Source organism: Fodinicurvata sp. EGI_FJ10296 (assembly GCF_040712075.1).
In the GTDB taxonomy this organism is placed as follows: domain Bacteria; phylum Pseudomonadota; class Alphaproteobacteria; order DSM-16000; family Inquilinaceae; genus JBFCVL01.
The window spans coordinates 152478-170905 of sequence record NZ_JBFCVL010000007.1 but is presented as its reverse complement, the minus strand read 5'-3'; the positions used below and the strand labels follow the sequence as shown (position 1 = coordinate 170905).

Below are 18428 nucleotides of genomic sequence, written 5' to 3'. Positions count from 1 at the left end.
GGGAAATGACGCCTGCCCCGGTATCGCCCGGAATCAGCGCCGTCAGGCCCGCGGCCGCGCCTCGGCCCGCGACTCGGCCCGCGACTGGGCCCGCGAGTGGGCCAGGCGAGCGCCGGCCCGAACGATGGTGATGCCGAAAAGGATGAACGCCAACGCGATCCAGGCCCGCAGCGAGGGCACGTCGGACAGCACGACCCACACCCATAATATGCCGAAAACCGGGATCAGATAGTTGACCTGGGAAAGGAAGGTCGACCCAACGTCCCGGACCAGCTGCACGCGCAGGAAATGCGCCAGCGCCGTGGGCCCCACCCCCAGTGCCACCAGCGCCAGAACCGGTCCGATGCCGGGCGACAGGGTCCATGGCCGGTCGGTGACGAGCGCGATCGGCAGCATATAGAGCGCCGTGGCGGCCAGCATCAGTCCGGCCGCCAGAGGTGCCGGGACGCCGACGATGCGCCGGATGACCACACCCCCCACGGCATAGGAGAACGTGGCCGCGACGATCGCCAATTGGCCGGCCAGCGACGGCGATGCGCCCGATACCGCTTCGGGCCCGACAAGCACCAACAGCCCCGCCAAACCGACGCAGAGGCCTGCCAGCTTGGGGACTGTGAACCGGTCGTCAGGTGTGAAGAAATGTGAGATGAACAGCGCCATGAACGGACCGGCGCCCATGAGCACGGCGGCCGTGCTGCTGGGGATGTGCTGTTGGCCCCAGGCGACCAGCGAAAACGGAATGGCGCTGCCGAAGGCGCCGGCAACCGCAATGCGCATCAGCGCGCGGCGATCCATCGGCACCCGGTAGCCCGCCGAGATCGACAGGATGAGCAACAGCGCCGCCCCGATGACCGTCCGCCCGGCAACGATGGTCATTGGCGGCATACCCCTGAGGGCAACCTCGATCCACAGGAACGTCGATCCCCATAAAGCGCCGAGGCACAGGAGTTTCAGGGTGTCCAGACTGGTGGCGGGCCGGATAGGCTGCATCGATGCATCTCATGGTTGCAGTACGACGATTGGCACAATGCAGCACCAATGTTAAGAGAGTTTCAGCATTGCTGTCGGACTATAGGACGCGGCGAGGTCAACGGCTACCCAGGTGCGTTGGCATTGATGGCGCCGTATTTTCACCCGAGGGGGGACAAAATGCTGGGATGGTTCGGCAAGAAGCCGGCGGCGAAACGACGGACGGGCGCGGCGGACCACGGACACAATGAACACGGCAAGTCCGGGGCCAATCGAGAACAACAGGCGGCGCAGATATCCGGCAACAACGGTGGCCCCCGAATCGAGGGGCATGTCGACCCCGAAATCCTCGATCGCGCGGCCGGGGCGGTCAAGGGCAAGCATGCGTCGGAGTCGATCAAGGGGCTGATGAACGACGACGATGGCCGCAAGGCGATGGCCAACACGCTGCGCAAATGGATGAACGATGGCCGCTCCTGAACGGGCCCTGAACTGCGGCTCGTTAGAAAAGGCTCTGCTGGAAGGGCGGTGGAGGGCCGGACGGAGCGTCTGTTGTCCCTGATCCGGCGGCTTCCGCCAGCATCTGGTCGGCCGTTTCGTCCAGCAGCATGTCGGCGGCGGATCCGTAAACCTGCTCGCGCCCCACTTCCAGCAGGACGGGAATGGCCAGGGGCGAGACCCGGTGCAGCCGGCGATGCGCCAGTCGCTCGGCAGCCCGCTTCAGCAGGCTCCCGATCCGCGAGACGTCGGTGAGGCCGCGCGCGGCGTCGGCGCGGGTCGCCCTCAGCAGCAGGTGGTCGGGTTCGTGCTGGCGCAGGACGTCGTAAATGAGGTCCGACGATACCGTGATCTGCCGGCCGGATTTCTGCTGGCCCGGATATCGCCGCTCGATCAGACCGGCGATTACCGCGACACTGCGAAACGTTCGCCGCAGCAGCGAGCTTTCCTCCATCCAGGCTTCGAGATCGTCACCCAGCATGTCTTCGTCGAACAGCGTGCGCATATCATCGACCTCGTGAACAGACCAGACCGCCAGAACGTAATCGGTGGCGACGAAGCCGAGCGGGCCATAGCCCATACGTTCCATTCGGCGCGTCAACAGCATGCCCAGCGACTGGTGGGCGTTGCGGCCCTCGAAGCAATAGGCGACCAGAAAGCTCTTGCCGCCACGCGGAAACGTCTCGACGAGCAGGTTGTCCCGCCGCGGCAGTTCCGACTTTTCGGCCTGAAGGCGCAACCACCACCGCACCGCTTCGGGCAGATCGATCCAGGTGTCGGGCGATTGCAGGATCGCGCGCACGGCATCCGCCAGATGGGTGGATAGCGGCAATCGGCCGCCGGCATAGGCGGGCACCTTCGGGTCGCCCTTGCCGCCGCGCGCGCACTCGGCAAAGGTATCCCGGACGCCGACAAAGCGCAGCAGTTCACCGGCAAACATGAAGGTATCGCCGGGCTCCAGCGTCGAGATGAAATATTCCTCGATCTCGCCCAGTACCCGCCCCCGTCCCAGACGGACCTTGAGGGTCACGGCCTCGACGATGGTGCCGACATTCATGCGATAGGCGCGCCGGGCGGACTGGTCGCTGGCCGCCAGTCTGCCATCTGGCATCGGGGTGAGGCGCTTGAAGCGGTCATAGGCGGCAAGCGCATAGCCGCCGGTCGCGACGAACGAAACGGCGTCGTCGAAATCCTTGCGCGCCAGATCGGCATAAGGCGCCGCCCGCCGGATCTCGTGATACAGCGTATCGGGATCGAACGGCGTGCTGCAGGCCGTGCCCAGAATATGCTGGGCCAGAACATCCAGACCGCCAGGTGGCGGCGGGTCGCCGTCGAGCTGGTTGGCAGCGATGCTGTCCATGGCGGCGCGGCATTCCAGAACCTCGAACCGGTTTGCCGGAACGAGCAGGGCGCGCGATGGCTCGTCGAGTCGGTGATTGGCACGGCCGATGCGCTGCAGCAGGCGGCTGACGCCCTTGGGCGCGCCGATTTGCACCACCAGATCCACCGACGCCCAGTCGATCCCCAGGTCGAGCGACGAGGTCGCCACGACCGCGCGCAGGTCTCCGGCGGCCATGGCGGCTTCGACTCGACGGCGCTGATCGAACGCCAGACTGCCGTGGTGCAGCGCGATCGGCAGAGTGTCGTCGTTGATCCGCCACAATTCCTGAAAGACCAGCTCTGCCTGGGCGCGTGTGTTGACGAACACCAGCGTGGTCCCGCCTTGGCGGATACGCTCGTAGATCTCGGGCACGGCATGCAGGCCCATATGCCCGGCCCAGGGCAGCCGTTCCCGTGTCGCCAAAATTTCCACCGTCGCCGCGGCACCCGCACGGCCGATGACGGTACGGACATCGCCGGCATCCGAGCGGCCCGCCATCGAAAGATAAGCGACAAGGGCATCCGGGTGCGCGACGGTGGCCGACAGACCGGCGCGGCGAGCGGTGGGGGCGATCGTCGCCAGCCGGCTCAGGCCGAGTGCCAGCAGGTCGCCGCGCTTGGTCCCGGCCAGCGCATGCAATTCGTCGATGATGATCCTGCGCAGACCGCCGAACAGGCGTGGCGCGTCTTCCAGAGACAGCATCAGCGCCAGGCTTTCCGGCGTCGTCATCAGGATCTGCGGCGGGTGGCGGCGCTGACGCTCGCGCACCGCCGCAGGCGTATCGCCGGTTCGGGTCTCGGCACGAATGGGCAGCCGCATTTCGGCGAGCGGGGCGTCAAGGTTGCGCCGGATGTCCTGAGCCAGCGCCTTCAGCGGCGAGATATAAAGCGTATGAAGTCCTTCGCGCGGGCGGTCCTTGAGCGCGGCGAGGGTTGCCAGAAATCCGGCGAGCGTCTTGCCGCCGCCGGTCGGTGCGATCAACAGCGCATTCGCCCCGTCGGCCGCCGCCTGGACCATGGCCAACTGGTGCGGGTGGGGGTGCCAGCCCCGGTGCCGGAACCAGGCGTGCAACTCCGGTGGCAGCAGGGCCGAGCCGTTGCGCTGGGGAACCGAAGTGCCGTCGGTCCCGAAATCGGAACCGGACGGGGGCGGTCTGAATTCATCGTTATGCAAGGAGTCGTGCTCCGGGGCTCGTTCTCCGGGGGCGATCTGTGCCATGATCGGCCAAAGACGCCATGTTTCCGACGAAGATTTGTCCCAATACACCGGGATACGACAGGTCCGGCGTGAGGTATCGATACACGAACAAGGAGATCAAAATCATGAAATCGACCATTCTTCGTACGGGTCAGAGCCTGGCCGCCGCCGCTGTTGTCGTTGTTGCGACAACGGTGACAGCTGCGGCGCAGGTAGAGATCGCCCGGCAACAGAGCCTGGTTGCGACGGTGCCATCCGGTGCCTGGTGCGCGCCCAACGTGCCGGTGACGATCAACGCGCCAAACCGATCTTCGTTCCGTGATGGCGATTGGGCCTTCCGCGAGATCGGCGGCACGATTCGCAGGACGATGGACGAGGTATGCCCCGTTGCCACACACCTGAACATTATCGGGCGGGTCGACGGCACGGAAGTCTATAATGGCCGTCTGGGCCCCGATACCGGAGACCGTATCGTCGGCTCCTATGTCGATGGCTCGGGCACCGTCAGGTCGTCCCCGGCCACCACACAGCCGGCCACGAGTTCGCCGTCCCCCAGCTATCGCGATCAGGTGCGCGAAGCTCAGACCCTGTTGAACCGCCTTGGCTACAACGCTGGCCCTGCGGACGGGCTGATGGGTCCCAGAACCCGCTCGGCCGTCCGGTCGTTTCAACGCGCACACGATCTTTCCGTGACGGGTGAAGTCAATCAGGATCTGATTTCGGCCCTGATCAGCGCCGAGGGGTAATAGCCGTGCCCAATAATTCAGCCGGGTGAGGGCGGAGTTGCGGACCCGGACGGAAGATGGTCTACACGGCAACGACAGCGGGCCGGGCACGACAAGACGGCCGGCCCTCTCCCTTGAACGACCGCTGGAAAAAGGCTGCGGCGATGACGAAAACCGCCACCCTTGGCGTCATGACGGCCATTCCCGAAGAAATTGAGGATCTGGGCGCGGCATTCACCGAAGAAGGGCGCGAGGTCGTCGCCGGCCTCGTCTTCCGGCGCGGCGTGCTGGAGGGTCGCCGATGCGTCCTGGTCGAAACCGGAATCGGCAAGGTCAATGCGGCCATCGTTGCCACGTTGCTGATCTCGCGGTTCGGCTGCGACGGGCTCGTCTTTTCCGGTGTTGCCGGTGGGCTCGATCCGGCTCTGGGCGTCGGTGACGTGGTGATCGCCACCCGGTTGATCGCCCATGATTACGGCGCCCTGATCGACGGCGATATCCGGCCCTATCAGCCGGGTGTGCCGCCGCTTCCGGGCTTCGACGAAACGGTCGGCTACGACATCGACGCCGCCGTGCTGGGCCGTCTGCGCCCTGTGCTGGACGGCATTGATCTGCCGACGCTCAGTTCCGAAGCCGCGGGCGGGGAACCCCGGACGCCGTCTGTGCATTTCGGCACTGTGCTGACCGGCGACACGTTCATGAATTGCGGCGCGACCCGGGAACGGCTGTTCAACCGGTTTGGCGGCCTTGCGGTTGAAATGGAAGGGGCCGCGGTGGCCCAGACGGCCGACCGGTTTGGCGTACCGGTTGTTGTGATCCGGGCACTCAGCGATCTTGCCGGTGCCGACAGCCATGTCGATTTCGGTGCTTTTGTGCACGAGACGGCGGCGGTTGCGGCCGGTATCGTTCGTCAGGTCGTCGGGCATCTATGATGTGGGCGGCCAATAAGGGCGACGCACAAACGCCGGTCCGCCGGTAACGGGAAAAAGGCCCTGAAGTGGCGAAATCGACGCTTGAAATCCGGTGCGACTGGGGAGCCGACGGCGTTGCCGCGCTCGCGCCCTATACGGACGTCTTCATCGTTGTCGACGTCCTGCTCGCCACCACGGCCATCGATCAGGCGGTCTCTCAGGGCGCGGCGGTGATTCCGTTCCTGTACCGCGCCGACACCGCGGATGTGTTCGCCAAGGGCCAGCGCGCCTTCCTTGCCCGGCCGAAAGAGGCCGCCGATACCGGTACATACAGCGACTTGCCGTCATCCCTTGTCGGTCTGGCCCCCGGCGTTCGTCTGGCGCTGCCGGCCGCCGACGTCGCGGCGATCGTCCGGGCGGCCTCGACCACGGGCGAGGAGGTGCAGCCGACGGTGCTGGCCGGCTGTCTTCGCAATGCCGGCGCGGTCGCCGATACGGCACGCCGGATGGGGCGACGGATATCGATCATCTGCGCGGGCGAGCGGTGGCCACGCGGCGGATTGCGGCCGGCTGTCGAAGATCTGCTTGGCGCGGGCGCTATCGCGCACCGGCTGGAAGGCTCGCAATCGCCGGAAGCCCTGGCAGCGCGGGCCGCGTTTCGGGCGGCCTGGGACAGTCTTCCACGATCGCTGGCCGGATCGGCGACGGGATATTCGCTCTGCCGCTCGGGCTATACCCAGGACGTGACCGATGCGGCCGCGCTGAATGTCAGCCCCTATACGCCGGTATTCATCGACGGCGTTTTTCGCGCTGCCGAGTGGTAGGCCCGTGTTTGGGCCGCGGAATCCGATTGCCGCGGCATTGTGTTCCATATATGTTCTATTCTTGGGCGGTGGACGATAGCGTGCAGGCTGAGGAATTCCAGGTAGAATGAGAGAGGGCGCCGTGGCTGATACCGGACATCACGACAGAACGGAGAACGACCGGCGAATCGACAACATCGAGTTCGTCGTCGGCGACATCGACCGGTCGAAGGCCTTCTATCAAGCGGCATTCGGGTGGACATTCACCGATTACGGCCCGACCTATTGCGAATTTTCTGATGGACGGCTGACAGGCGGGTTTACCACCGACGGCCGGGTCATGCCGGGCGGGCCGCTGGTCATCCTCTACGGCGCCGATCTGGAAGGTATGCAGGCGCAGGTGGAAGCCGCGGGCGGGACGATCGTCAAGCCGATCTTTTCGTTTCCCGGTGGCCGGCGGTTCCAGTTCACCGATCCGGATGGGTACGAGCTGTCGGTCTGGTCGGATCGCTGACTGGATATTGAGCGGGGTGGCCGGCTACGGGGCGGCATAGGCGGTTGCAATGCGTCCGGCGAGGGCGGCATTGTTTCGGGCCAAAGCAATATTGGCCTTCAGGCTGGCACCGCCGGTGGCGTCGACGACACGGGACAGCAAAAAGGGCGTGGTTTCCTTGCCCTTGATCCCCTTCAGTTCGGCTTCGGCCAGGGCGTTGTTGATTGCGGCGTCGACGGTCGCCGGGTCGATGGCGTCGGCCGCCGGTATCGGGTTCGCGATAACGGTGCCCTGCCGGTAGCCCAGATGATCCTGATGGGCCAGAATTGCCGCGATCTCGTCTGGCGTGTCGCATCGGGCGTCGCAGCCAAGCCCGCTGTCGGTGCAATAGAATGCCGGGAAGACGTCTGTGCCATAACCCAGAACCGGCACGCCGTGAGTTTCCAGATATTCGAGCGTCTTCGGCAGATCCAGGATCGATTTCGCGCCGGCACAGACGACGGCCACGGGCGTGGACGCCAGTTCCTGAAGATCGGCGGATATGTCGAAGCTGGCTTCTGCCCCGCGATGGACGCCGCCAATGGCGCCGGTGGCAAAGACGCGCACACTGGCGAGCCCGGCAACGATCATCGTGGCCGCCACGGTCGTTGCGCCGCTGCCGCCCCGCGCCATCAGGATCGGCAGATCGCGCCGGCTGGCTTTCGCGATAGCCGGATCCGTGGCGATGCGTTCGAGCATGTCCGGTGTCAGGCCCAGCTTGAGGCGCCCGTCGAGCACCGCGACTGTGGCCGGCACACCGCCGCTGTCGCGGACGGTTTGCTCCAGCATCCGGCCGGTGGCGAGATTGTCGGGATAGGGCATGCCGTGGGCGATGATGGTGCTTTCCAGCGCCACGACCGGGCCGCCAATGGCGATCGCCTCTGCAACTTCCGGCGTCATGTCGACAAGGTCGAGTGCGGGGTCGGCACGGGTATCAGACTTGCGGAATCGGGTTTGCATAGGAGGTCACCATGAAGTCTGGAGAGTGCGGGTCAGAGCGCAAGATATGGCATAACCCTCGCCGCATTGTCAGCCAGCAGCGCGGGTGTCACGGCGTCGAAGCCGGCCCCGGACCGGCAAAGGACGACGGCGGCAGCGGCATGCCCGACGACCGCAGCGTCGGCCAGTTGCAGCCCCATGGCCAATCCGTGGATCATTCCGACCGTAGCGGCGTCTCCTGCCCCGGTGACGTCGACCGTCGTAACGCTGGGCGCCGGGACCAGCCAGGCCGGCGCCCGCTCGCCCGATCCGGCGACGACGACGGTACCGTGGGCGCCGTCGGTCAGAACGATCGAGGCCGCCATGCGGTCGGCCAGCGCGCGGGCCAGCGAAACCAGGGGAACGCCCGGGCGTTCAAGTATGGCCTCGGCTTCGGCACGGTTGGTGCGCAGGATGGTGACGCGTCCGACGAGGCAGGCGGCCCGCGGCGCCTTCGCCACCGACACGGAATCGGCGATCAGGCAGGTCTGTGGCGGACACCGGGCCGCCAGCATCGACAATACCGGTTCCGGCAGATTGGTATCGATGAACCAGACGCGGTCATCGCGTCGGTTGGCGATAATCGGCTCCAGATCGCCAGGGGTCAGGGTTTCGCACAGGCGCGTGTCGGCAAAGCCATAGGTCAGATTGCCGGAGGGGTCGAGCGCGGCGACATAGCGCCCGGTCGGCCGTTCGGTGCGGGTTATCAGGCAGTCGCCGGCGACGTTGGCTTCGGCCGCGCGCTGGCGAAGGCGCTCGCCGTCGCCATCGTGGCCGATGGGGGCGCATAGCGCGACCGGATGGCCGAGGCATCCCAGCCCGACTGCCACGTTGAATGCCACGCCGCCGCAGGATGTCGCGATTTCGCATGGATTGGAGGTTCCGGACCGAATGGGTCCGGTCGCCGTAATGGTTTCATCGATATGGGCGGCGCCGAGGCACAGCATGGAGTCACCGAAAGCAGTGGACCGCCGGATGCGGGTCCGGCGATCGTACGAATTGCGGGTTCGCGGTCGGGCTTGTCAATGGAGCCATGGACGCCGACCCGATGCCGTCCAATTTTCATACCCATGGCACGGTAACGACGGCAGATGAAACGACAGCAGATGACATGACGACCGACAGCACCGAAACAACCGACCTCGTTCACCAGCCGCGACAGGCGCCGTGGATGGAGGTACGCCCGGAGGGTCTCTATTGTCGGCCAGGTGCGTTCTATATCGATCCGTCGCGCGCCGTCGACCGGGCCCTGATCACGCACGGGCATGCCGATCACGCCCGGCCCGGGCACCGCAACGTGCTGGCAACGCCGGAGACGCTTGCCATCATGAGGGTGCGCTATGCCGAAAGGGCCGGAGAGCGGCTGCAGCCGGCGGTCTATGGCGACCCCATGACCATCGGCGGCGTCAGTGTCCGCTTCGTTCCGGCGGGTCACGTCCTGGGCAGCGCGCAGATCGTCCTGGAATACGCGGGCGCACGGGTCGTCGTGTCCGGCGACTACAAGCGCGGCGACGACCCGACCTGCACCCCGTTCGAACCGGTGCCGTGCGACGTGTTCGTGACCGAGGCGACATTCGGTCTGCCGGTCTTCCGCCATCCCGATCCGGCGGGCGAAATTAAACGCCTGCTGGAGTCCATGGCGCTGTTTCCCGAACGCAGCCATGCCCTCGGCACCTATGGACTGGGCAAGACGCAGCGTGTCATCGCCCTTTTGCGCCGTGCGGGCTATGACCGGACGATCTATCTGCACGGGGCGCTGGTGGCGCTGTGCGCGCTTTATGAACAGTTCGGCGTGCCGTTGGGGGCCGTGGCGCCGGCAACCGGCATGAAAAAGGCCGATCTGGCGCGGGAACTGGTTCTGGCGCCGCCATCGGCGATTGCCGACCGCTGGGCGCGACGGCTTGCCGATCCGGTCGTGGCGGCGGCGTCGGGCTGGATGCGCGTTCGTCAGCGGGCAAAACAGGGCGGTGTCGAACTGCCCCTGATCATTTCCGACCACGCCGACTGGAATGAGTTGCTGCGCACGATCGACGAGGTCGAAGCCAGTGAGGTCTGGGTCACCCATGGCCGGGAAGAGGCCCTGATTCTGGCGGTCGAACTGCAGGGGCGGGTCGGGCGGGCGCTCAACCTGCTCGGCTATGATGAGGAGAGTGGCGAATGAAGCGCTTCGCCGCCCTGATGGAGAAACTCGTCTTTACGCCATCGCGTAATGGAAAGCTGCGCCACATGGCGGCCTATTTCCGCTCGACCCCGGACCCCGACCGTGGTTATGCGCTTGCGGCGCTGGCCGGTACGCTCGACTTTACCGGCGTCAAGGCGGGTGCGATCCGCAGTCTGGCGACGGCGCGCATTCATCCGCAGCTGTTCGCGTGGTCTTGCGACTATGTTGGCGATCTGGCGGAAACCGTGTCGCTGGTCTGGCCCGATGGCCCGTCGGACGACGCGGCGGGGCCGGAGACCGGGCCGCACGATCTGAGCCTGTCAGAAGTCGTGGAAACGCTGCGCGCGACCAGCCGCCGTGCGGCGCCGTCGGTCGTCGAGAGATGGCTGGATGTGCTGGCGCCGACGCAGCGCTTTGCCCTGCTCAAGCTGATCACCGGCGGCCTGCGGGTCGGCGTGTCGGCGCGGCTGGCCAAGACGGCGCTGACCGAAGCCTGGCACGACGCCGATCTGGCGGCGATCGAGGAAGTCTGGCACGGCATGGAGCCGCCCTATATCGACCTGTTCGCCTGGCTGGACGGAACCGCAGACCGGCCCAGCATCGACGACCGCGCCGTTTTCCGGCCCATGATGCTGGCCAATCCGCTGGAAGAAGAGGACATCCTGCGTCTCGATCCGGCCGATTATCGGGCCGAATGGAAGTTCGACGGCATCCGCGTCCAACTTGCCGCACGGGGCGGGCAGCGACGCCTGTTCTCGCGCACGGGCGATGAGATCGGCGCCGCCTTTCCCGATATCGTCGAGGCCATGACCTTCGATGCCGTGCTCGACGGCGAATTGCTCGTCATGACCGATGGCGCGGTGCAGAGCTTCAACGCCCTCCAGCAGCGTCTCAATCGCAAGACGGTCGATGCCGGTCTGCTGCAGAAGCACCCGGCCTGGGTGCGCGTCTACGACATCCTCATGGACGAGGGCGCTGATTTGCGCGCGTTGCCGTTCGACCAGCGGCGCGCGCGGCTCCAGGGCTGGATCGAACGAACGGCACCGGCGCGGATGGATATTTCGCCGCTGATCGCGTTCGCCGGCTGGGACGATCTGCGGGTGCTGCGCGACAGCGCCCGCGACACCGGCGACGAAGGGCTGATGCTGAAGCACCGCGAGAGCGCCTATGTCGCCGGCCGGCCCAAGGGGCCGTGGTTCAAGTGGAAGCGCGGTGCGCTGACGCTGGATACCGTGCTGATGTATGCCCAGCGCGGCCATGGCAAGCGGTCGAGCTATTATTCCGATTTCACCTTTGGTGCCTGGCGCCCGGACCCCGAGACCGGCCAGGACGCGCTGGTCCCGGTGGGCAAGGCGTATTTCGGTTTCACCGATGCCGAACTGACCGCGCTGGACAAATGGATCCGTGCCAATACGGTGCGCCGCTATGGTCCGGTGCGCGAGGTGCCGCCGGGGCTGGTGCTCGAAGTCGCGTTCGACAGCATCCATCCGTCCACCCGCCACAAATCCGGTCTGGCGATGCGCTTTCCGCGTATTCACCGCATCCGCTGGGACAAGCCGGCGGCCGAGGCTGATCGGCTGGAAACGCTGCGGGCGCTGGTCCGGGATTAGCCATACCGGTATGCAAATGTCATTATCGAACGCATGCGCCCGATCTCCTGCACCGACGGACGAGGCCAGTTCCGATGGGTCCGATCTTTTTCCTGGACTATGTTGGCGTTGCTCTATTCGCCGCGACCGGCGCCCTTGCGGCGTCGCGCCAGCAACTCGACATCGTCGGCTTTCTGTTTCTCAGCGCCGTGACAGGTATTGGCGGGGGAACGGCGCGGGATCTGATTCTCGGCGTGCCGGTGTTCTGGGTCGAGCAGCCGGTCTTTATTCCGGTTTGCGCCGCAACAGCTGTCCTCGTCTATTTTGCAGCCCATCTGATTGAATCGCGGCACCGATTGCTGCTGTGGCTCGATGCCGTGGCTTTGTCGGCTTACGGCGTCTTCGGTGCTTACAAGGGGCTCGCGGTGACCGATTCCGCGACCGTGGCCGTGGTCATGGGCATGATCACCGGCACGTTGGGGGGAATACTGCGTGATGTGCTGGCCAGTCAGCCGTCGGTTCTCATGAGGCCGGAGATTTACGTGGCGGCTGCAATGGCCGGGGCGGTGACGTTTGTGGCGGTTTACGGCCTGGGCTTGCCGCTCATCCTCGCCGCCGGCTCCGGTTTTCTGGTCGCGCTCGGCATTCGCAGCGGTGCGCTGTATTTCGGCTGGACCTTTCCTCGCTACAGGTCTCGGCCGGGGCGAACCCCGACTGAAGCCGCCGACAAGGAATAAACCCGCAGCGTTCTGTTGCTCCTTCCTGTCTCAGACCACTTCGGTATTCTGCATACATTGTGGCGCCATATCTGCAACAATGGCGTCGATGTCTGACAGGCCTGTCCAGTAATTCATGGCGTTTGTGAAAGCCTGCATCGGATCGTGTCCGGCCTGTGCCAGAATTGCCGGTGTCTGATCAGTGAAACAGGTGGCGATTTCGGTTGCCTGTTCGCGGTCCATGCCATTTGCGACATACGAGTCTACAATGTGTCCTTGCATCGGCTCGACAAGGAAAAAGGCAACCAAGGCCGCGAATATTTCTTGTATCACTTTGTTCTCCAATATTCCGGGGCCGGGGATGGATGGCCCGGCGCCACATCCCCTGATGCCACATTCCCCGGACAGATCGTCATTCCTCCCAATGGTGTCAACGGCCGGTGACGCGCGGCGGCAGGGCAAAGGGCCGGGCCTGCTCGAAGGCATGGCTGGCGGCCATCACGGCGGCATCGTCGTGCATCGGGCCGACGATCTGAAGACCGGCAGGCAGGCCGCTGGCGGTCAGACCGCAGGGCACTGTGGCCGCCGGTTGCTGGGTCAGGTTGAACGGCGGGGTAAATGGCGTCCAGTCGGGCCAGCCGCCAAAGGCGCTGTCCGGCGGCACGTCGTGCCCGGCTTCGAACGCCGGTATCGGAATCGTCGGCATCAGCAGCAGGTCGATATCCCGGTATAGCTTATTAACGGCAGCGCCGATCCGGGCCCGCTCGTTCATCGCAGCAATGTACTCGGCCTTTGTGATCCGGTCGCCGTCTTCGGCGATGGCGCGCAGCCCGGGATCGATCAGGTTGCGGCGCGCTTCGGGAATGTTGCCCACGGCGACGGCGGCAGCGCCGTGCCAGTGAATGCGAAAGATTTCCTCGATCCCCTCGAACGGCAGCGTGACCGGCCGGAGATCGGCGCCGAGATCGGCGAATACCTCTACGGCATCGTCGAACAGGGCCGCGATTTCCGGATCGACATGGTGGCCGTTGAACGTCTTGACGACGCCGATGCGCGATTTGGCCATCGGCCGATCCAGCGCCGCGGTGAAGTCCAGTTCAGGGAACGGCGGGCGGGTCCAGTCGCGGTCGTCAGATCGCGCCGTGATTTGCATCATCAATGCGGCGTCGGCAACCGTCCGGGTCATAGGCCCGACATGCGAGATCGAGCCGAACACGCTCGGCGGATGGACGGGAATCCGGGCGAAGGACGGCTTGAGCCCGAAAATCCCGGTGAATGCGGCCGGAATGCGCACGGAGCCGCCGCCGTCGGTGCCGACATTCAGCGCCGCCATGCCGCAGGCGGCCGCGACGGCGGCACCGCCGGACGAACCGCCCGGTGTCTTCGAGTCATCCCACGGATTGCGGGTGATGCCCGTCAGGGGCGAGTCCGTCACACCCTTCCAGCCGAATTCCGGTGTCGTCGTGCGACCGATAAGAATGCACCCGGCGTCGCGAAGGCCAGCCACCACGGGGCTGTCTTCGTCCCAGGTCTGAAGCGGGTCCGTTGTCCGCGACCCCCTGAGCGTTGGCCAGCCCTTGGCCAGGACGATATCCTTGACCGAGGCCGGAACGCCGTCGGCGGGGCCGATCGGCCGGCCGGCCGCCCACCGCGCCTCGCTTTTGCGGGCGGCGGCACAGGCGCCGTCGGCGTCGACCGCGTTAAAGGCGTTCAATCTGCCGTTGTCGCGTTCGACGGCGCGCAGGCAGGCAGCAACGACCTCGACCGGGGAAAGCGTTCCGGCGCGATAGGCGGTCACCATCGCCGTTGCCGGCCAGAGAGCCGGATCGGTGGGGAGCGTGCTGTCGGTCACTGGTAGTCCTCCTGCCTGTCGTCGTGCTGCCGGGTGCGCTCTTTGGCCTGTCGGCGGCCTGAACGTCCAGTCTCGACCGGCAGTATAGACCTGCGGCCGGGGGGGATCGCAAGGCGAGTGGCTCTGAATGGGTGCCAGATCAGCGTCCTTGACAAGACCGGCTGTCCGCGCCGACGAAGAAGCCATGTCGTTTCTGGCGAGATCCCTGATGGTGGCCCGGCGCCGCCTGCTTTCCCTGTCGACGGTCCCCCGCATCGGGGTCCGGCTGCTCGCCGTGTCACCTGATGAGCATGTCCTGCTGGTCAAGCATACCTACGTGTCCGGCTGGCATCTGCCGGGCGGTGGCCTGAAGACCGGCGAGCGGGCGGACGAGGGCGCGATCCGGGAAGCATGGGAAGAGAGCGGCCACAGGGTCGGCGCAGTCGACGGGCTGCTCGGCCTCTATGCCAATTTCGGTGTCGGATGGTCGGATCATGTTGCCGTCTATGTCAGCCGCGATATCACGGCCGACGTCGATTTGCCCGTGCGGCCGCCGTCGCGGCTGGAAATCGCGGCCGCGGCCATGTTCAATCTGGACGAACTGCCGCCCGATATCTGCGGGTCGAGTCTGCGCCGGATCGAGGAATGGCGCGGGCGCCGGCCGCTGGCCAGAGACTGGTAGCCCGTGCCGCCGACCTGTAACTGCACACGAACACTTGCCGAATGCACCAGGAGATTGCTGCCGATGACCGACCCCAATTCCGGAACCCCGGCCCGAACCCGTCCCGACCGGTCCCGGGAACTACCCGACGAGCCCGAGCCGACGCCGGTAGTGCCCGATCGCCTGACGCAGATTCACGAGTTCCTGCTGTTCTGCGACCGCTACAAGCGGATCGAGCGGCGCAACCCGCTCACCGATGGTTCGCGCCCGGAAAACGACGCCGAGCATACGTGGCACATGGCCCTCTATGCCCTGATGCTCAAGGACGAGATCGGGGCCGATGTCGATATCACCCGCGTGCTGGCGATGATCCTGGTCCACGACCTGGTCGAGATCCACGCCGGAGACACATTCGCATACGACGCGGTCGGCCGGGAGGGTCAGGCTGAACGGGAAGAGGCGGCCGCGACAGAGCTTTTCGCCATGCTGCCCGACGACCTGCGCGACCGCGTCTGGTCCTGGTGGCGCGAGTTCGAAACCGGCGATACCGCCGAAGCGGAATTTGCGCGCGCATTGGACCGCCTGCAGGCCTTCGGGCAGAACGTCCGCTCCGGCGGTCTGGCGCATCGCGAGCATGGTGTCTCTCGTACCATGACGTTCGATCGCATGCGTCCGGCCCGGCGTGCCGACGACGCTATCCGACTGCTCGTCGACCGTCTCTATGCCGAAGCCGATGGTCGTCCGGGATATTGGCTGCCCGAGCGGGGTGCCGGGAAATGAAACCTGGGGGAGCGATGCCGCCGGGATGACGCGGAGCCGTGGGATTACACGTTTTCGGCGTCCTCCTCGGGCGCCGATTCCGCGACATGGTCAACCATGTCGATCAGCGTCCGGCGGATATGCGCATCGGAAACGAGGTAATAGACCCGCGTTCCCCGGCGTTGCGACTGGATGAGGCGGCCGGCGCGCAGCAGGCGCAGGTGATGGCTGGTCAGCGACGCTGACAGGCCCAGCGCCTCCGCCATAACGCTGACCGATTGGGCCTCGTGCAGGCAGGCCAGTATGATACGCAGCCGCGTCGGGTCGGCCATCAGACGGAACATGTCCGCCAGTTCGATGGTCTGGTCTTCGTTCAGGCGCGATTCGCCGGTTTTGGCGCCAGTGGGCAAGGGGTTTGCTCTCGTGTCAGATGCCGCAGTCGCCCGAAAAGCAGTCGACCGTATCGCAGTCTAGGGCGGCCGGTGCCCCGGCGGCAAGACCCGGCGGCACGTCTCTGGCATCGGGTTTCCCGTCATGCTTGACCATCGCCGCCCGACACGCCTGAATGACGCCTCGAATTCGACTGCAAGACGGACACCTGTACCAGACCTCACACCCCCCATTAGAGACCGAGGCAAGATGCGCACTGTCTATTCGAAGGATCACGAACGCCAGCACGGCACGGCCGAACTGAACGAGGGGCGCATGATGCCCGTCGTGGAGATGCCCCGGCGCGCCCACACCATCCTGGCCCGCGTCCGCGAGGTCGGGTTGGGCGCGATCGACGCTCCGACGGACCATGGCACGGCCCCACTCGGACGAATCCATTCGGCGCCGTATCTGTCGTTCCTGGAATCAGCCTGGGACGAATGGTCGAAGCTGCACGGCGAGATCGACGCCATGCCGCTGAACTGGCTCGTCCGGGGCCTCCGTCAGAAGGAGCCGCGCTACATTGACGGCCGGATCGCATTCTATGCCGGCGATGCAGGCACGCCGATCACAGCCGGCACCTGGCGGGCTGCAACGAGTTCGGCCAATGTTGCGCTGACGGGTGTCGACATCATGCAGGCGGGCGAACGCACCGCCTTCTCGCTGTGCCGGCCGCCCGGCCATCATGCTTCGGCGGATGTCTATAACGGGTACTGTTTTCTGAACAATGCCGCAATTGCGGCCCAGGCCTGGCGTGACGCCGGCGCGGATCGGGTGACGATCCTGGATGTCGACTATCATCACGGCAATGGCACCCAGGCCATATTTTATGACCGGGGCGATGTTCAGGTGGTTTCCATCCATGCCGATCCGATGGAGGAGTACCCCTATTTTCTCGGCCATGCCGACGAGCGCGGAGTCGGAGCGGGCGAGGGGGCCAACCTCAATCTGCCGCTGCCATTCGGTACCGACTACGCGCGTTTTGGCGAGGCCCTCGATACTGCCTGCGCCGCCGTTGCCGATTTCGGTCCCGACGTCGTGGTGTTGTCGCTGGGCGCCGATACCTACAAGGACGATCCGATCTCGAAATTCAAGCTGGAGAGCGATGATTTCAACCGGATCGGCGAGCGCATCGCCGGGTTGGCGCTGCCGACCCATTTCGTGATGGAAGGTGGCTATGCCGTGGACGCGCTGGGGGTCAATGTCTGCAACGTGCTGACGGCATTCGAAGGGGCCCTGGATTGATCGGGGGCTGTGACCGACGCCGCGCCTCCCCCTTATGCGTCCTGTTCAAATCGATGGGCCGGATGACGCAGCCGGCCGTCGAGCGTGGTTAGTGGACCGTAAAGATCCGGCCGCCGGTCGCGGAATACGCCCCAGCTGGCCCGCGCCCGGCGAATGGCGTCCAGATCGACGGTGGCGGTCACGATCTCTTCACGGTCGCGGCTGGCCTGGGCCAGCAGTTCACCTTGCGCGCCTGCGATGAATGAGGATCCGTAGAAGGTCGTCTCGCAACTGTTGCCGGTCTCGCGGCCGATCCGGTTGCTGGCGACCAGGGGCATCATGTTCGCGCCTGCGTGCCCCTGCATCACCCGGGTCCAGTGGTCGCTGCTGTCGAGTTCGGGGTCCTGAGGCTCCGATCCGATAGCCGTGGGATACATCAGGATCTCCGCGCCCATCAGCGCCATGGCCCGCGCGGACTCCGGGAACCACTGGTCCCAGCAGATCGCGCAGCCGATCGCGCCGAAGCGTGTCCGGAACACCTTGAAGCCGGTGTCGCCGGGATTGAAATAGAATTTCTCCTGATAGCCGGGACCGTCGGGAATGTGGCTCTTGCGATAGACGCCGAGCACCGAACCGTCGGCGTCGATCATGGCAACGGAATTGTAATAGGCCGTGTTCGCGCGCTCGAAAAACGACACCGGGATGACGATGCCCAGGCTCCTGGCCAGGCTGGCAAACCGCTCTATTACCGGATGTCCCTTTGCTGGATGGGCCAGATCGAAAAACCGCTGCTCCTGATCCTTGCAGAAATAGGGCGTTTCGAACAATTCCTGTGGGAGTACGATGCCGGCACCGGCCGCCGCTGCCTTGCGGACAAGTGCCTCGACCCGGTCGATATTGGCATTGCGATCCCAGTCGCACGCGGTCTGGGTTGCGGCCAGCGTTACTGGGGCCATGGGCGGTTTTCCTCGATTTTTCAAAGCATCACAGAATGGGACAATCCCGGTGGATATGACGACTGCCCCAAGCCTTCGTCAACCGCCGGTGGGGTCGGCTGCTGCGAA

At 65.5% G+C, this 18428-nt stretch carries 19 protein-coding genes; 11 read left to right on the top strand and 8 right to left on the bottom strand.

The features are described from left to right. Positions 1-42: 42 nt before the first annotated feature. Positions 43-990 (bottom strand): DMT family transporter, encoded by a 948-nt coding sequence (locus tag ABZ728_RS16665; protein WP_366657363.1) that lies wholly within the window; start codon positions 988-990, stop codon positions 43-45. Between the two features lie 159 nt (positions 991-1149). Here ABZ728_RS16665 and ABZ728_RS16660 point away from each other — a divergent pair, with 159 nt between their 5' ends. Further along, positions 1150-1449: a hypothetical protein gene (locus tag ABZ728_RS16660; protein WP_366657362.1), complete on the top strand. Its 300-nt coding sequence runs from the start codon at positions 1150-1152 to the stop codon at positions 1447-1449. Positions 1450-1471: 22 nt separating this feature from the next. On the opposite strand, the gene ABZ728_RS16655 is transcribed toward ABZ728_RS16660, so the two are convergent. Beyond that, on the bottom strand, positions 1472-3919 hold the full coding sequence (locus tag ABZ728_RS16655) for a ligase-associated DNA damage response DEXH box helicase (RefSeq protein WP_366657490.1): 2448 nt from the start codon (positions 3917-3919) through the stop codon (positions 1472-1474). A gap of 251 nt (positions 3920-4170) precedes the next feature. Here ABZ728_RS16655 and ABZ728_RS16650 point away from each other — a divergent pair, with 251 nt between their 5' ends. The 4 genes from ABZ728_RS16650 (at position 4171) to ABZ728_RS16635 (ending at position 6998) form a co-directional block, all read left to right on the top strand. Then, positions 4171-4791 (top strand): peptidoglycan-binding domain-containing protein, encoded by a 621-nt coding sequence (locus ABZ728_RS16650; RefSeq protein ID WP_366657361.1) that lies wholly within the window; start codon positions 4171-4173, stop codon positions 4789-4791. Positions 4792-4934: 143 nt separating this feature from the next. Further along, on the top strand, positions 4935-5702 hold the full coding sequence (locus ABZ728_RS16645; protein WP_366657360.1) for a 5'-methylthioadenosine/adenosylhomocysteine nucleosidase: 768 nt from the start codon (positions 4935-4937) through the stop codon (positions 5700-5702). A 65-nt stretch (positions 5703-5767) separates the two neighbouring features. After that, on the top strand, positions 5768-6505 hold the full coding sequence (locus tag ABZ728_RS16640; protein WP_366657359.1) for a 2-phosphosulfolactate phosphatase: 738 nt from the start codon (positions 5768-5770) through the stop codon (positions 6503-6505). 106 nt (positions 6506-6611) lie between these two features. Beyond that, a complete protein-coding gene (locus ABZ728_RS16635; RefSeq protein ID WP_366657358.1) occupies positions 6612-6998 on the top strand; it encodes a VOC family protein in 387 nt (128 codons plus the stop codon). 24 nt (positions 6999-7022) lie between these two features. Here the strand turns inward: ABZ728_RS16635 and ABZ728_RS16630 are convergent, their stop codons facing one another. Further along, positions 7023-7976 (bottom strand): pseudouridine-5'-phosphate glycosidase, encoded by a 954-nt coding sequence (locus ABZ728_RS16630; protein WP_366657357.1) that lies wholly within the window; start codon positions 7974-7976, stop codon positions 7023-7025. A 32-nt stretch (positions 7977-8008) separates the two neighbouring features. Continuing rightward, a complete protein-coding gene (locus ABZ728_RS16625; RefSeq protein ID WP_366657356.1) occupies positions 8009-8941 on the bottom strand; it encodes a PfkB family carbohydrate kinase in 933 nt (310 codons plus the stop codon). Between the two features lie 224 nt (positions 8942-9165). On the opposite strand from ABZ728_RS16625, the gene ABZ728_RS16620 reads away from it, so the two are divergent. The 3 genes from ABZ728_RS16620 to ABZ728_RS16610 all read left to right on the top strand — a co-directional run bounded on the left by ABZ728_RS16620 (position 9166) and on the right by ABZ728_RS16610 (position 12481). Then, positions 9166-10155: a ligase-associated DNA damage response exonuclease gene (locus tag ABZ728_RS16620; protein WP_366657489.1), complete on the top strand. Its 990-nt coding sequence runs from the start codon at positions 9166-9168 to the stop codon at positions 10153-10155. After that, the gene (locus ABZ728_RS16615; protein WP_366657355.1) at positions 10152-11765 is read left to right on the top strand and encodes a cisplatin damage response ATP-dependent DNA ligase; all 1614 of its coding nucleotides are present in this window, start codon (positions 10152-10154) and stop codon (positions 11763-11765) included. The genes ABZ728_RS16620 and ABZ728_RS16615 overlap by 4 nt, the downstream gene beginning before the upstream one ends. Positions 11766-11839: 74 nt before the next feature. Continuing rightward, positions 11840-12481, top strand: a complete 642-nt coding sequence (locus ABZ728_RS16610) for a trimeric intracellular cation channel family protein (RefSeq protein ID WP_366657354.1) — start codon at positions 11840-11842, stop codon at positions 12479-12481. Between the two features lie 30 nt (positions 12482-12511). Here ABZ728_RS16610 and ABZ728_RS16605 read toward each other — a convergent pair whose 3' ends face one another. After that, the gene (locus tag ABZ728_RS16605) at positions 12512-12793 is read right to left on the bottom strand and encodes a hypothetical protein (RefSeq protein ID WP_366657353.1); all 282 of its coding nucleotides are present in this window, start codon (positions 12791-12793) and stop codon (positions 12512-12514) included. Positions 12794-12890: 97 nt separating this feature from the next. Continuing rightward, positions 12891-14312: an amidase gene (locus ABZ728_RS16600; protein ID WP_366657352.1), complete on the bottom strand. Its 1422-nt coding sequence runs from the start codon at positions 14310-14312 to the stop codon at positions 12891-12893. Between the two features lie 148 nt (positions 14313-14460). Here ABZ728_RS16600 and ABZ728_RS16595 point away from each other — a divergent pair, with 148 nt between their 5' ends. Further along, entirely contained in the window at positions 14461-14973 is a 513-nt protein-coding gene (locus tag ABZ728_RS16595; RefSeq protein ID WP_366657351.1) for an NUDIX domain-containing protein, read from the top strand. A 63-nt stretch (positions 14974-15036) separates the two neighbouring features. Next, positions 15037-15732, top strand: coding sequence for an HD domain-containing protein (locus ABZ728_RS16590; RefSeq protein WP_366657350.1), 696 nt, complete (start codon positions 15037-15039; stop codon positions 15730-15732). Positions 15733-15776: 44 nt separating this feature from the next. Here the strand turns inward: ABZ728_RS16590 and ABZ728_RS16585 are convergent, their stop codons facing one another. Further along, positions 15777-16121 (bottom strand): metalloregulator ArsR/SmtB family transcription factor, encoded by a 345-nt coding sequence (locus tag ABZ728_RS16585; RefSeq protein WP_366657349.1) that lies wholly within the window; start codon positions 16119-16121, stop codon positions 15777-15779. A gap of 229 nt (positions 16122-16350) precedes the next feature. Here ABZ728_RS16585 and ABZ728_RS16580 point away from each other — a divergent pair, with 229 nt between their 5' ends. Continuing rightward, positions 16351-17385 (top strand): histone deacetylase family protein, encoded by a 1035-nt coding sequence (locus tag ABZ728_RS16580; protein ID WP_366657348.1) that lies wholly within the window; start codon positions 16351-16353, stop codon positions 17383-17385. Positions 17386-17417: 32 nt separating this feature from the next. Here ABZ728_RS16580 and aguB read toward each other — a convergent pair whose 3' ends face one another. Then, positions 17418-18320: an N-carbamoylputrescine amidase gene (aguB, locus tag ABZ728_RS16575; protein ID WP_366657347.1), complete on the bottom strand. Its 903-nt coding sequence runs from the start codon at positions 18318-18320 to the stop codon at positions 17418-17420. Between the last annotated feature and the right edge of the window lie 108 nt (positions 18321-18428).